General features: G+C 65.4%; 12 protein-coding genes and 1 pseudogene. 9 read left to right on the top strand and 4 right to left on the bottom strand.

Going from position 1 to position 14,150, the window contains the following annotated elements; genetic code table 11:
• Window position 1 precedes the first annotated feature (1 nt).
• Window positions 2-304 (bottom strand): DUF3565 domain-containing protein, encoded by a 303-nt coding sequence (locus tag KSS94_RS22795; RefSeq protein WP_217840307.1) that lies wholly within the window; start codon window positions 302-304, stop codon window positions 2-4.
• Between KSS94_RS22795 and KSS94_RS22790 the strand changes: the two genes are divergently transcribed.
• The 3 genes from KSS94_RS22790 (at window position 303) to KSS94_RS22780 (ending at window position 2,788) form a co-directional block, all read left to right on the top strand.
• Window positions 303-788 (top strand): FKBP-type peptidyl-prolyl cis-trans isomerase, encoded by a 486-nt coding sequence (locus KSS94_RS22790; RefSeq protein WP_217840306.1) that lies wholly within the window; start codon window positions 303-305, stop codon window positions 786-788. The genes KSS94_RS22795 and KSS94_RS22790 overlap by 2 nt on opposite strands.
• Before the next feature lie 141 nt (window positions 789-929).
• Window positions 930-1,412: a glutathione peroxidase gene (locus KSS94_RS22785; RefSeq protein ID WP_217840305.1), complete on the top strand. Its 483-nt coding sequence runs from the start codon at window positions 930-932 to the stop codon at window positions 1,410-1,412.
• A 272-nt stretch (window positions 1,413-1,684) separates the two neighbouring features.
• Window positions 1,685-2,788: an NADH:flavin oxidoreductase gene (locus tag KSS94_RS22780; RefSeq protein ID WP_217840304.1), complete on the top strand. Its 1,104-nt coding sequence runs from the start codon at window positions 1,685-1,687 to the stop codon at window positions 2,786-2,788.
• Here the strand turns inward: KSS94_RS22780 and KSS94_RS22775 are convergent.
• Window positions 2,757-3,968, bottom strand: coding sequence for a glycosyltransferase family 4 protein (locus KSS94_RS22775; RefSeq protein WP_217840303.1), 1,212 nt, complete (start codon window positions 3,966-3,968; stop codon window positions 2,757-2,759). The two genes, KSS94_RS22780 and KSS94_RS22775, sit on opposite strands and share 32 nt — an antisense overlap.
• A gap of 179 nt (window positions 3,969-4,147) precedes the next feature.
• On the opposite strand from KSS94_RS22775, the gene KSS94_RS22770 reads away from it, so the two are divergent.
• Entirely contained in the window at window positions 4,148-5,464 is a 1,317-nt protein-coding gene (locus KSS94_RS22770) for a methyl-accepting chemotaxis protein (RefSeq protein ID WP_217840302.1), read from the top strand.
• Between the two features lie 135 nt (window positions 5,465-5,599).
• Here the strand turns inward: KSS94_RS22770 and cysZ are convergent, their stop codons facing one another.
• Window positions 5,600-6,328 (bottom strand): sulfate transporter CysZ, encoded by a 729-nt coding sequence (gene cysZ, locus KSS94_RS22765; RefSeq protein WP_217840301.1) that lies wholly within the window; start codon window positions 6,326-6,328, stop codon window positions 5,600-5,602.
• 319 nt (window positions 6,329-6,647) lie between these two features.
• Between cysZ and trxB the strand changes: the two genes are divergently transcribed.
• A complete protein-coding gene (gene trxB / locus KSS94_RS22760) occupies window positions 6,648-7,610 on the top strand; it encodes a thioredoxin-disulfide reductase (protein WP_217840300.1) in 963 nt (320 codons plus the stop codon).
• 280 nt (window positions 7,611-7,890) lie between these two features.
• On the opposite strand, the gene nadC is transcribed toward trxB, so the two are convergent.
• The gene (nadC, locus tag KSS94_RS22755) at window positions 7,891-8,739 is read right to left on the bottom strand and encodes a carboxylating nicotinate-nucleotide diphosphorylase (RefSeq protein ID WP_217840299.1); all 849 of its coding nucleotides are present in this window, start codon (window positions 8,737-8,739) and stop codon (window positions 7,891-7,893) included.
• A gap of 245 nt (window positions 8,740-8,984) precedes the next feature.
• Between nadC and KSS94_RS22750 the strand changes: the two genes are divergently transcribed.
• The 4 genes and pseudogenes from KSS94_RS22750 to KSS94_RS27675 all read left to right on the top strand — a co-directional run.
• A complete protein-coding gene (locus KSS94_RS22750; RefSeq protein ID WP_217840298.1) occupies window positions 8,985-11,138 on the top strand; it encodes a DUF1631 domain-containing protein in 2,154 nt (717 codons plus the stop codon).
• Window positions 11,139-11,240: 102 nt separating this feature from the next.
• Window positions 11,241-11,807: a 1,6-anhydro-N-acetylmuramyl-L-alanine amidase AmpD gene (ampD, locus tag KSS94_RS22745; protein WP_217840297.1), complete on the top strand. Its 567-nt coding sequence runs from the start codon at window positions 11,241-11,243 to the stop codon at window positions 11,805-11,807.
• Window positions 11,804-12,634 (top strand): regulatory signaling modulator protein AmpE, encoded by an 831-nt coding sequence (gene ampE / locus KSS94_RS22740; protein ID WP_217840296.1) that lies wholly within the window; start codon window positions 11,804-11,806, stop codon window positions 12,632-12,634. Before ampD ends, ampE begins: the two co-directional genes overlap by 4 nt.
• A 259-nt stretch (window positions 12,635-12,893) precedes the next feature.
• Window positions 12,894-14,015: pseudogene (locus KSS94_RS27675) on the top strand (HAMP domain-containing protein); the annotation flags it as partial.
• Window positions 14,016-14,150 lie beyond the last annotated feature (135 nt).

Raw genomic sequence — 14,150 nt, 5'->3', positions numbered from 1 at the left:
ATCAACGGCCAAGGGTATCGCTAACCGCCCCCCGGGCGCACCAGCCACAGGCAAATGCCTGGCCGATGCGGCGCTGGCGCTGTTCGGCGTCAAGCACCCAGGGCCGCGCCTGCCAGGGGGGCTGGTGGCGCAGGTGCTGGGTATGGCCGCAAGACAGCGACACCACCCAGTGGCCTTCTTCGTCCTGGTGAAAGCCCGTGATCAGACTGACGGGCGACCCTTCGTCCATGGTCGGTTCGCAATCGGTCGATGCCTTGGTTACACTTCCCCGCTCTACATTCTTTTGCAAAAGGTCTTGCCCCATGCTGATCGCCGCCAACAAGGCTGTGTCCATCGACTATACCCTGACCAACGACGCCGGGGAGACCATCGACAGCTCCGCCGGTGGTGCGCCGCTGGTTTACCTGCACGGTGCCGCCAACATCATCCCGGGCCTGGAAAAAGCCCTGGAAGGCAAGCAAGCCGGTGACGAACTTGAGGTTGCCATCGAGCCGGAAGACGCTTACGGCGAATACCTGGCCGAGCTGGTCAGCACCCTGAACCGCAGCCTGTTCGAAGGCGTCGACGTGCTGGAAGTCGGCATGCAGTTCCACGCCTCTGCGCCGGACGGCCAGATGCAGATCGTCACCATCCGTGACGTTGACGGCGACGACGTGACTGTCGACGGCAACCACCCGCTGGCCGGCCAGCGCCTGAACTTCAAGGTGAAAGTGGTCGACGTGCGTGACGCCAGCGAAGAAGAAATCGCTCACCGTCACATCCACGGTGAAGGTGGCCATCACCACTGATTTTCTGCGCTAAGCTCAGAAAGTCGCCAGGCGCTCGGACAAGCCGGCATGCCCCCGACGGGGTACGCGGCTTGGAAGAGCGCCTTTTTAGTGGGCGCAATTCGCCCCAGCGACAATCGGGAACCTGAGAGGGGATTCATCATGAGTGCATTTCACGACCTGACATTGAAGGCGTTGAACGGCGAGGACCTGCCCCTCGCCCCGTTCAAGGGCCAGGTGGTGCTGGTGGTCAATGTCGCCTCCAAGTGTGGCCTGACGCCGCAGTACGCCTCGCTGGAAAAGCTTTACCAGCAATACAAGGGCAAGGGTTTCAACGTGCTGGGCCTGCCGTGCAACCAGTTTGCCGGGCAGGAGCCGGGCAGCGAGAAGGAGATCCAGGACTTCTGCAGCCTCAACTACGGGGTGAGCTTCCCGCTGGGTGCCAAGCTTGAGGTCAACGGCCACGAGCGCCATCAGCTGTACCGCCTGCTGGCGGGTGAGGGCGCGGAGTTTCCCGGCGACATCACCTGGAACTTCGAAAAGTTCCTGGTCGGGAAGGACGGCCGCGTACTGGCCCGTTTCGCCCCGCGTACTGCACCGGACGACCATAGCGTGGTGCACGCCATCGAGAAGGCGCTGGCTTGATGCGGCGCTCGTGGGCGCCTGTAGCGGCCTCATCGCCGGCAAGCCGGCTCCTACAGGGGGCAGCACAGAGCTGAAGTTCATGCGATCCCTGTGGGGCTTTAGCCGCCAAGCAAGCGACACGGTAGATGGCACCGGCAAAGCCGGTGTTCGCGGGTGAACCCGCTCCCACAGGGCCGCGATACCCTTCAATCACCCCAATCAATAATGCTGTGCCAGCCCCCGCACTGCCCCTAAGCTCAGGCGCATTTCCTCACCCGTGCCGGGAGCGCCGCATGTCCAGCAACCCTCTGTTCCAGCCCTTCACCCTGGGTACCCTCGAGCTGCCGACCCGTGTGGTCATGGCCCCGATGACCCGTACCTTCTGCCCCGGCGGCGTGCCCCACGACGGCGTGGTCGAGTACTACCGCCGCCGCGCTGCAGCGGGTGTCGGCCTGATCATCACCGAGGGCACCACGGTTGGCCACAAGGCCGCCAACGGCTACCCCAACGTGCCACGCTTCTACGGCGAGGACGCCCTGGCCGGCTGGCAGCGCGTGGTCGAGGCGGTACACGCGCAAGGCGGGCGCATCGTGCCGCAGCTGTGGCATGTGGGCAGCGTGCGCCGCCTGGGTGTGGAGCCGGACGCCAGCGTGCCGGCCTATGGCCCGAGCGGCAAAGAGAAGGACGGCACGGTGCTGGTGCAGGGCATGAGCCACGATGATATCCGCGAAGTGATCGCCGCCTTCGCCCAGGCGGCGCGCGATGCCCAGGCCATCGGCATGGACGGGGTAGAGATCCACGGCGCCCACGGCTACCTGATCGACCAGTTTTTCTGGGAGGCCAGCAACCGCCGCGACGACGAATACGGCGGCGACCTGGCCGGCCGTTCGCGTTTTGCCATCGAGCTGATCCAGGCCGTGCGCGCGGCGGTGGGCCCGGACTTCCCGATCATCTTCCGCTTCTCGCAGTGGAAGCAGCAGGACTACAGTGCGCGCCTGGTGCAAACCCCCGAGGCCCTGGCAGCCTTCCTCGAGCCGCTGTCGGCGGCGGGTGTGGATATCTTCCATTGCTCCACCCGGCGCTTCTGGGAACCAGAGTTCGACGGCAGCGAGTTGAACCTGGCCGGCTGGACCCGCCAGCTCACCGGCAAGCCGAGCATCACCGTGGGCAGCGTCGGCCTGGATGGCGAGTTCCTGCAGTTCATGGTCGACACCGACAAGGTCGCCGAGCCTGCCAGCCTGGAAGGCCTGTTGCAGCGCCTGGAGGCGCGTGAGTTCGACCTGGTGGCGGTCGGCCGCGCGTTGCTGGTGGATGCGCAATGGGCGCAGAAGGTGCGTGACGGGCGCGAGGCCGAAGTGCTGCCGTTCAGCCGCGAGGCGCTGGCGAGCCTGGCTTGAGGGCTAGGGCCGGGGCTGCCTTGCTGCTGGCCGTGCTGCCCCGGCAGGCGTCGTACAAGTAGCCCTCGAACTGCTCGACGATCGCCGGCCAGCCCTGGCGGCTGGCGTGTTGGCGGGCGTTCAGGCGCACCCGGCGCAGGGTTTCGCTTTCTTCCAGCAGCCAGCACGCAGCATCGATGAAACCCGCCTGATCGCCAGGCATGGCCAGCGCGCCACTGTGGCCGTGGCGAATGTGCTGGGCGGCGGCGGCCTCGTCGTAGGCGACCACCGCCAGCCCCGAGGCCATGGCCTCCAGCACCACGTTGCCGAAGGTTTCGGTGAGGCTTGGGAACAGGAACAGGTCGGCGCTGGCATAGTGTTCGGCCAGCACTTCGCCGCGCTGGGCGCCGCAGAACAGGGCGTGCGGCAGTTGCTGCTGAAGGCTGGCGCGCAATGGCCCGTCGCCGACCATCACCAGGCGCAGGCGCCGCTGTGGATAACTTTTCTGCAGCGCCGCCATGCACGGGCCTAGCAGTGCCAGGTTCTTCTCCGCCGCCAGTCGCCCGACATACAGCACGGCGATATCGTCCGCAGCCAGCCCCCATTGCTCGCGCAGGGCCTGGCTGCGCCGGGCCGGGTTGAACAGGCTGGCGTCCACACCCCGGGCCATCAGCCCCAGTCGCTCGAAACCGCGACGCTCCAGCTCCAGGCGCTGGCTGGCGCTGGGCACCAGGGTGATGGCGGTGCGCCGGTGGAACCAGCGCAGGTAGTGAGTGAGCAGCCTTGCCAGCAGGCCGAGGCCGTATTGCCCCGAATACTGCGGGAAATTGGTGTGAAAGCCGCTGACCACGGCAATGCCCAGCCGCCTTGCTGCCCGCAGGGCGCTCAACCCCAACGGCCCTTCGGTTGCGATGTACAGCACATCGGGGCGCTGCCGGCGCCAGCGGCGCCACAGCTTGTGCATCGACACCTCGCCCCACTGCAACCCCGGGTAGCCCGGCAGTGGCCAGCCGCGGCACAGCAGCAGGCTGTCGTCCGGCCCCGCTGCGCAATCGCTGGCCTGGCGCGGGCGGATCACCTCCACCTGGTGCCCGCGCAGGCGCAGCCCCTCGCTGAGCCGGCCAAGGGTATTGGCCACGCCATTGATTTCGGGGGGGAAGGTCTCGCTGACCAGGGTGATACGCAAGGGCGGAGTATTCATGACAAAAAGTTTCCGCCGCCCCGATTGCGGGCATGTGACGCCTTTGTGACGTACAGATGACGCCTGATTTCCGGCAGTTTCGATGCCGTGAATATTTCATGGCAAAGCGCTCAAGAAGCGCGCTGGCGCGGCCGATGCAGATGCATTCGACTATCGCTATGCGCTCCAGGAGAGCGGTGATGTTCAACAGCAAACTCAAGCAAGAAATCCAGCAGCTGCGCGAAGAACTGCTGTCCATCGAGCAGGTCAAGAACAGCCTCGACAGTGAAATGCTGGTGCTCCAGCTCGACCCCCAGGGGCGCATCGAGTCGGTCAACGCCAATTTCGAAGCCGAGATGCACTACCGTGCCGAACAACTGGTCGGGCGCAATATCGAAGAGATCGTCCCGGCCCATGTGAAGCAGCTCGACTTCCACCAGCGCATGAAGGCCGCCATCACTCGTGGCGAGCACCTCAACGGCGCCTTTCGCCTGTTGCGCGGCAATGGCCAGGAAGCCTGGCTGCGCTCGATCCTGCAGCCGGTGAAGGACAGCCACGGGCGCATCCGCTATTTCTCGCTGCACTCCAGCGACCTCACCCGCACCATCGAAACCGCCCGCGAGCATGAGAGCCTGATCAAGGCGCTGATGCGTTCCACGGCAGTGATCGAGTTTGACCTTGAAGGCCAGGTACTCACTGCCAACGACCGTTTCCTCGAGGGCATGGGCTACCGCCTCGAGCAAGTGCGCGGCAAGCCGCACCGCATGTTCTGTGACCCGCAGGAAGCCAGCTCGCCCGAGTACAAGGCGTTCTGGGACAAGCTGCGCCGCGGCGAATATGTTGCTGACCGCTTCAAGCGCATCGATGCCCATGGCCGTACGGTATGGCTGGAAGCCTCGTACAACCCGATCTTCGATGCCCACGATGTGCTCTACAAGGTGGTCAAGTTCGCCACCGTGGTCACCGACCAGGTCAACCAGGAGCAGGCGGTGGCCGAGGCGGCCGATATCGCCTACACCACCTCGCTGGAAACCGACGGCTGCGCGCGCAAGGCCACCGAGGTGGTGACCCAGACGGTGGAAGTGATGCGCGGCCTCGAGGGTTCGATGCAGGACGCCGCCGATGGCATCCAGGCGCTGGACAAGCAGTCCAAGGTGATCGGCGCAATCATCAAGACCATCAGCGACATTGCCGGGCAGACCAACCTGCTGGCGCTCAACGCCGCCATCGAGGCCGCGCGTGCCGGCGAGCAGGGCCGAGGCTTTGCCGTGGTCGCCGACGAGGTGCGTCAGCTAGCCTCGCGCACCAGCAGCGCCACTGAAGAAATCGCCAAGGTGGTGCAGCAGAACGAGCAACTGGCTCAGGCTGCGGTGGACATCATCGACACCAGCAAGCGCCAGGCCGAGCAGGGCCTTGCACTGGCTGCCGACACCGGCGGGGTGATCGTGGAGATCCAGGAAGGGGCGAAGAAGGTGGTGGATGCAGTGGGGCAGTTCTCCAGCCAGCTGTCACACTGATACCCCCCTGTAGGAGCCGGCTTGCCGGCGATAGGGCCGTGTCAGGCCATACCGCCCTGTGGCCAGGCACCGGCACTGCCGGTGATCGCCGGCAAGCCGGCTCCTACAGGCATGAAGGGCATGCGCCCCCAGCACTTACTTGCGCTCACGCACCCAGAACAACGTCGCCCCGGCCACCGCCGCCGGCATCATCAGCACGTTGACCAGCGGGATCATCAACGCAAGATACGTGATCCCGCCAAAGCCCAGCGACTGCCAGCGCTTGCTGCGCAACCAGGCAAGCATGTCCTGCCAGCTCATCTTGTTGTTGTCCGCCGGGTAGTCGATGTACTGGATCGCCATCATCCACACGCCGAACGCGAGCCACAACGGCGCGGCGATCACGTTGACTACCGGGATCAGCGAAAGGATGAACAGGCCGATGGCCCGCGGCAGGAAGTACCCCAGCTTGCGCATCTCGCGGCTGAAGGTGCGCGGCACCATGGCCACCAGCTCGCCCCAGCTGAACGCCGGGAAGTTGTCCTGCCCGCGCACCACCACCTCGACCTTTTCTGCCAAAAAACCGTTGAACGGCGCGGCGATGACGTTGGCCAGCAGGGTGAAGGTGAAGAACACCATCAGTGCCACCAGCACGACGAACAGCGGCCAGAGAATGTAGGTAAGAAAACTCAGCCAGCCGGGCAGGGTAGGCATCAGGTGGTCGACCCAGAGGCTGAACTGGTGCCCGGCAAACCAGATCAGGCCGCCGAACAGCAGCAGGTTTACCGCCAGGGGCAGCAGCACGAACAGGCGCAGGCCCGGGCTCAGGACCAGTTTCAGCCCTTCACGCAGGTATTGGGGGCCGGAAAGAACGGGGGCTTGCATCGGAATGCTCCGCAGATGGAAAACGCGCTGACCTTACCCGAGTTTGCCGCGCCGACGAAAGGCGGGCAGGCTTGGCGAAACGGCGTGTAACAAAGCCCATGGGCAGCGCCTGGCGGTTTCTTCTGCGCATAGAGGCTGTCTATAAGGTGGATTGTCTAAGGATATTTCCTTAATCTCTGCGGCCTCGCTACAGTGCGCTCAACTTTTCGTTTCTGGGCCGACGCGTTGTAGCCTTCCCCAAGTGCTGCGTGGGTCCCTTTTAATTCCAGCTGGCGCAACCGCCACCTTGACGGTGCGGCCCGCTCGACAGGAGTTCGTCATGTCCGAAGTACGTCATTCGCGCGTCATCATCCTCGGTTCCGGCCCTGCCGGTTACAGCGCCGCAGTTTACGCTGCCCGCGCCAACCTCAAGCCGCTGCTGATCACCGGCATGCAGGCCGGCGGCCAGCTGACCACCACCACCGAAGTCGACAACTGGCCGGGCGACCCCCATGGCCTGACCGGTCCGGCACTGATGCAGCGCATGCAGGAACACGCCGAGCGCTTCGAGACCGAAATCGTCTTCGATCACATCAACGCCGTGGACCTGGCCAACAAGCCGTTCACCCTGCAGGGCGACAGCGGTACTTACACCTGTGACGCGCTGATCGTCGCCACCGGTGCCAGCGCCCGCTACCTGGGCCTGCCGTCGGAAGAAACCTTCATGGGCAAGGGCGTGTCGGCCTGCGCCACCTGCGACGGTTTCTTCTACCGCAACAAGCCGGTGGCTGTGGTCGGCGGCGGCAACACTGCCGTGGAAGAGGCGCTGTACCTGGCCAACATCGCCAGCAAGGTGACCCTGGTGCATCGCCGCGATACCTTCCGCGCCGAGAAGATTCTCATCGACAAGCTGCACGCCCGTGTGGCCGAAGGCAAGATCGAGCTCAAGCTCAACGCCACCCTGGACGAAGTGCAGGGTGACAACATGGGCGTAACCGGTGCGCGCCTGAAGAACAACGACGGCAGCTTCGACGAAATCAAGGTCGACGGCGTGTTCATCGCCATTGGCCACACCCCGAATACCTCGCTGTTCGAAGGCCAGCTGACCCTGAAAGACGGCTACCTGGTAGTTGCCGGCGGCCGTGAAGGCAACGCCACCGCCACCAACGTCGAAGGCGTGTTCGCCGCAGGCGACGTGGCCGACCACGTGTACCGCCAGGCGATCACCTCGGCCGGTGCCGGCTGCATGGCTGCGCTGGATGTCGAGCGCTACCTGGACGGCCTGGCCAACGCTTCGTTCTAAGCCAGGCGACCCCCTGCAGGAGCCGGCTTGCCGGCTCCTGCAGAAAGCAAAAGCCGTGATGCTGTTCACTTGAGTGTGGCGTTGCCTGGATTGGGGCTGCGTTGCAGCCCATCGCGACACAAGGCCGCTTCCCACATGAACTGTGCATGGCTTGGTAACTCAGCCCTGCGCGGTACCTGTGGGAAGCGGCCTTGTGTCGCGATGGGCCGCAAAGCGGCCCCGGCAATCTCAAGTGAACAGCATCAGCCCAAGGGCCGGTTTTTTGTGTCTGGCGAAACCGTTACAGGCTCAGGCGCATGGACAAGTCCACCGCCTTCACATCCTTGGTCATCGCACCAATGGAGATGTAGTCCACACCGGTTTCGGCAATCACCCGCAGGGTGGTTTCGTTGACCCCGCCACTGGCCTCGAGCTTGGCCTTGCCAGCGGTGATGCGCACCGCCTCGCGCATTTCGTCCAGGCTCAGCTCGTCGAGCATGACGATATCGGCCCCCGCGGCCAGCGCCTGGCGCAGTTCATCCAGGCTCTCCACCTCGATTTCCACCGGCTTGCCCGGGGCGATGCGGTGCGCCGCGGCCACCGCTTCGGCCACGCCACCGCTGGCGGCGATGTGGTTTTCCTTGATCAGGAAGGCGTCGTACAGGCCGATGCGGTGGTTGTGGCAACCGCCGCAGGTAACCGCGTACTTCTGCGCCAGGCGCAGGCCCGGCAGGGTCTTGCGGGTGTCCAGCAGGCGCACCTGGGTGCCCTCGACCAGGTCGGCCAGAAAGCGCGCACGGGTGGCCACGCCCGAGAGCATCTGCAAGAAGTTCAGCGCCGAGCGCTCGCCGCTCAGCAGCGAGCGCGCCGGGCCTTCGAGGTGGAACAGCACCTGGTTGGCCGCCGCCCGTTCGCCATCGGCCACCTGCCAGTGCACCGCCACCCGCGGGTCGAGCTGGCGGAACACCGTATCCACCCACGCAGTGCCGGCGATCACGCAGTCTTCGCGAGTGATGATGGTGGCCTTGGCCAGGCGCTCGGCCGGGATCAGCTGGGCGGTGATGTCGCCACTGCCGATGTCTTCGAGCAACGCGCGGCGCACGTTGGCTTCGATTTCGGCGGTCAGGTCGGCGAGGCGTAGGTTCGGCATGGTCGGCTCCACAAGCTAGATGGCGGCGATTATAGGGCAGGGGGGCGGCCTGTACAGCAACCGTACAGACGACCTTTGGTCAGGAAGGGTGAGCATTTCGGCAAATGCGCGGTCAGTTGAGGCGTGCGAAACCTTGGCTAGCGGCTGTAAGAATTTTCACCGATAATAGCGCCCAGTATTTGGCGTCATAGCTTTGACGATTTCCCACGCAATCGACCCGCGCAACATCCATCAAGGAGTCCCGGATGCATAAAGAAGGCAAGGTGGTGCCCCTGGCGGGGGCCATCGATCGAGGCGCGCGCGCGCTCTCGCCCTGCCTTCCCGTGCTGTTGCTGCAGGTGCGTGACAAGGCCGCCCTGCAATTGCGCCAGGGCCTGCAGGCGTTGTTCGACAATGCCGACGACACGCTCTTCGAAATGGCCGACAAGGCCAGTGGCCGTGCCGACCAGAACCTTTACTTCGAAGCCATGCGCGACCTGCGCCTGAAGCGCAAGAGCATTGAGCGCGGCTTCCTCGACACCTTCTACGAAGCCTTCGCCCGCATCGGCCAGGCCGATGCCCTCGAGCTGCCGGGCATGCAGCCACTGACACCGGGCAAGGGCCCGCTGGAGCGTGCGGTGGCGGTGCAGGGCATGGTCGACCGGGTGCTGTCGCGCGATGGCCTGGTGCTTGGGCAATTGAACCTGCGCTTCAGCGTATTGCTGGAACTGGAGCTGGATGAGCCGCGCAACCCTATGGGCCCGGCCAACCTGTGCGGCTACTTTCTGGCCGCCGGGCGCAACCTGGGGGTGGGGCTGAGCGTCAAGCTGGTGCTGCTCAAGCTGTTCGAGCGCTATGTGCTGCGCGATCTCGACCTGCTGTATGGCGAGGCCAACCAATTGCTGGCCAGCGCCGATGTGCTCCCCGAGCTGCAGGCGGCACCACGCCGCCGCGCCGAAGACCGGCGCGGCACTGGTCGGTGCGCCCCGGCCGACCCGACGCTGGCCGATGACGGCGAGGTCGACAGTGCCGGCCATGCCTTCGTCGCCTCGCTGGGCGAGCTGCTGGCACCGGCCCGCGGGCAGTTCGCGCCGCGCCTGCACACCGCTGGCAGCGCGCAACCGATCAGCACCAGTGACTTGCTGCGCCTGCTCACCCATCTGCAGCACTACGTGCCGGCCCCAGGCGAGGCAGACGACTTCCACCTCGGCCAGCAGCTGGAACAGCTGTTGCTGCGGGTCAGCGTGCGCAGCGGCACGCGCCGCCACATTGCTGGCAGCGACGAAGACATGATCCACCTGGTGGCGCTGTTGTTCGGCTACATAGAAGCCGACGATAACCTGCCCACCAGCCTGCGCGCGCTGATTGCCCGCCTGCATATCCCGTTGCTCAAGGTGGCGCTGATCGACAAGGCCATGTTCAGCCGCGCGACCCACCCGGCGCGGCGCCTGGTCAACGAGATCGCTGCCGTGGCCATCGGCTGGGAGGCCGATGGCGAAGGGCTGCGCGACAGCCTGCACCTGCGGGTGGAGCGGGTGGTGCAACGGCTGCTCAACGATTTTTCCGAAGACTGCACCCTGTTCAACGAACTGCTCGATGAGTTCCTCGCCTTCAGCCAGGACGAGCGGCGGCGCAACGAGCTGCTCGAGCAGCGCACCCGCGACGCCGAAGAGGGCCGCGCCCGCACCTTGCAGGCCCGCCTGAAGGTGCAGGACGAGCTCAACCAGCGCCTGCGCGGGCGGGTGTTGCCGCTGGTGGTGGTGCAGATGCTCGAGCAGGCCTGGAGCCAGGTGCTGCTGCTGGCCTGGCTCAAGCAGGGCGAAGCCTCGGCTGCCTGGGCCGATGCCTTGGCCACGGTGGACGCGTTGTTGGCCAGCATTGCCCCGCACCCGCAGCCCGAGCAGTTGCTCGAGCAATTGCCAGGCCTGCTCAAGGCCCTGCGCGACGGCCTGGCTGGTGTGGCGCTGGATTCGGCCGCCACCCGTGATTTCTTCCAGCAACTGGAGCAATTGCACCTGCGGGCCTGCGGCGGTACGCCGGTCGAGGGCGCGGCGCTGCCTGATGTGTGGGTGCAATCGGACATCGTGCTGGCCATTGCCGAAGAGTCAGCCTGTGCGCCGAGCCTGCTGTCGGGCGAGGAAGAGCCGGCCCTGCGCCAGGTCGATCGCCTGCGCCTGGGCAACTGGGTCGAGGTGATGGATGACGACGAGCCACTGCGCTGCAAGCTGGTGGCGCGTGTCGACAACAGTGACCGCCTGGTTTTCACCAACCGCACCGGCATGAAGGTGCGCGAATGGAACCGCGCCGGGCTGGCCATGGCCCTGCGCCGTGGCGAAGTGCGCTTGCTGGATGACGGGCTGCTGTTCGAGCGGGCGCTGGAGGCAGTGCTCGAGCAGTTGCGCGGGCAGCAGGCACGCTGATCCTTAGTAGGAGCCGGCTTGCCGGCGATAGGGCCGGTGCAGCCGCCCTTTCCTTTCAGGCATACTGACCCCCTGTTCCCGGCCTTTTTCAGGATCTGCCCCATGCAACTGGACCGTGCCACCGGCTGGTTCTCCGGCGTCACCCACTGCCCCTCGCCGAACTTCAACGCCCGCCCCGAAGGCGAGGCTATCTCGCTGCTGGTGATCCACAACATCAGCCTGCCGCCGGCCTGCTTCGGCACCGGCAAGGTACAGCAGTTCTTCCAGAACCGCCTGGACCCGGCCGAACACCCGTACTTCGAAAGCATCTGCCAGCTGACTGTGTCGGCGCACCTGTTCGTCGAGCGCGATGGCGCCGTCACCCAGTTCGTTTCGCTGCTCGACCGCGCCTGGCACGCTGGTGTTTCACGCTTTGACGGGCGTGAGGGCTGCAATGACTTTTCCATCGGTATCGAGCTCGAAGGCACTGACGATCAGCCCTACACCGATGCCCAATACGCGACGCTGGAGCAAATCACCCGGCAGATTCGCAAGATTTGGCCGGCCATCGACGCGCAGCGCATCCAGGGCCACAGCGACATCGCCCCCGGGCGCAAGACCGACCCGGGCCCGGCATTCGACTGGCCGCGCTACCGCGCCGACGTACAGCGTAACGAGGACATGGCATGAGTTTTCTGGTGTTGGTGCTGGTGCTGTGGGTCGAGAAGTTCTCGGCGCTGCGCCAGCGCTTGCAACGCGACGGTTTCTTCCTTGGTGAACTGGCGCGGCTGGAACGTACCGGCAAGGCCCAGCCGGGCTGGGCGCTGGCCGTGCTGGTGCTGGCACCGGTGGCGCTGCTGGTATTGCTGCTGCATGTGCTGGAGCCGGTAGCCTATGGCCTGTTGGCATTGCCGGTGCACCTGCTGGCGCTGGTCTACAGCCTGGGGCGCGGTGATGTGAAGGCTTCGCTCGGGGCGTTTCGTGATGCCTGGCGCCGGGGTGACGACCAGGCTGCGCTGCATGTGGCCGAGCGCGACCTGGGCCTGGCCGCCGACGATGCCGAGAGCTTGATCAAGCGGGTTCAGGGCCATTTGCTGTGGCAGGCCTACCAGAGCTTCTTCGCGGTGATTTTCTGGTACTTCCTGTTGGGGCCGGGCGCAGCGCTTGCCTACCGCCTGCTGGCGCTGACCAGTGACAGCAGCCGCCAGCCCGGCATCAAGACCTTGGCCGGGCAACTGCGCCACGCCATGGACTGGCTGCCGGTGCGGGTGGTGGCGGTGAGTTTCGCCCTGGTGGGCAACTTCGTCGCCGTCACCCGGGTGATGCTGCATGCACTGCTCGACTGGCACATCAGCGCGGGGCACCTGGTGGCCCAGGTTGGCCGGGTGGCCGACGATATCGCCGAAGACGAAGACCGCCAGCAGGGCCTGGCGCGGCTGGACAGCCTGTGGGAGCTGCTGCTGCGCTGCGCGGTGCTGTGGTATGCCTGCTTTGCCCTGTGGACGGTGTTGGTCTGACTGATCGGCGCCGCTTCAATCGCCGGCAAGCCGGCTCCTACAGGTGTTGCGTGACTTGCGGGATTCACGTCCTCTGTAGGAGCCGGCTTGCCGGCGATAGGGCCCTCGAACCCAACGCTTAACCTTAAGTTACAAACCTTGAATCGAATCTGCGCTATACAAGCCCACAGGCCACAGATGGCCTTGTGCTACCCCGCAGAACAACAAGAATTCAAGGAGGTGACCCGTGAAGCGTCTGCTCTATCCGGCCATCGCACTGATGAACCGGCTGAGCTTCGGCATGAAGTTCAGCCTGATCAGCGTCCTGTTCTTCCTGCCCATGTTGGTCACCAGCTTTTACCTGGTGCGCGATGCCTACAACCAGTTCCACGCCACCCGTGTCGAGCTGCAGGGCCTGGCGCCGCTGGGCGAAAGCCTGGCGCTGCGTGGCAGCCTGGAAACCCTCGGCAACCTGTTGCAGATCAACGCTGTGCTTGGCCAGTCGGGCCAGGCCGGTGATGTGGAAGCACGCATCAAGGCGCTGGAGGACAAGGCCCAGGCCCAGCTGGAGGCGCTGCAGGGCGGCGACCCGGCCATCGAGGCCAAGCGCGCCGAGCTGGCCGAGGCCTTTGCCCGCGCCCGCGGCGAAAGCTCGCTGTCGAACAAGGCCGCGCTGTTCGACAAGCTGCTGGCCCAGGCCCAGGTACTGGGCAAGCTGATTGCCAGCCAGTCGGGCCTGAACCAGGACAGCCAGGCCTCGGTGCGTCAGCTCGGCGAGCTGGTAGGCAGCGGCACGGCCCAGGTCACCCAGGCCATCGGTGAAGGGCGCTGGATGGGCGCCGTGGCCCTTGGCCGCGGCTTCATGGACTCTTCCGGCAGTGCCCGCTTCGAAGACCTGCTGCAACGCCTGGAGCGGCTGGCCGGCGACTACGCCATCCGCCTGGATGACGCCCTGGCCGCCGATACCCGGGCCAAGGCGGTGCTGGCCGCCAGCGCCCAGGCCAGCCAGGCCACCGTCAAACAGGCGGCGAGCCTGTTCGAGGACCAGGTGGTGGTGGCCGAAACCCTCGACGCCCCTTGGGCCAGCTTCTACCAACAGACCAGCGACCTGATGGCGCAAACCTGGCAGCTCAACGACGCCGTGCTGGCCCACCTGCATGGCCAGTTGGAGGAGCGCCTGGGCCAGCACCGGCTGCGTATGTTCGCCCTGGTGGCGGCACTGGGCACGGTGTTCGTGCTGATCATCTACCTCTACAGCGGCTTCTATGTGTCCACTCGCAAGACCTTGCGCAACCTGGGCAGCGCCATGGACAAGGTGGCTGCCGGCGACATGACAGTCAGCTTCCAGGTCCAGAGCCAGGACGAACTGGGCGAACTGGGACGTGGCTTCAGCGAGACGGTGCGGCGTATTCGCGGCTTGATCGAACAAGTCGGTCACACTGTGAGCACGGTGGAGGAGCAGGCCGGGCAGGTGTTGTCAGTGTCGGCGCGCAGCAACCAGGCGGTCAGCGGCCAGCGCGAGCAGATCGAGCAGGTG

The organism is Pseudomonas fakonensis, assembly GCF_019139895.1.
Lineage (GTDB): Bacteria > Pseudomonadota > Gammaproteobacteria > Pseudomonadales > Pseudomonadaceae > Aquipseudomonas > Aquipseudomonas fakonensis.
The sequence above is the reverse complement of the archived record's forward strand: the minus strand, read 5'-3'. Positions and strand labels throughout refer to the sequence as shown.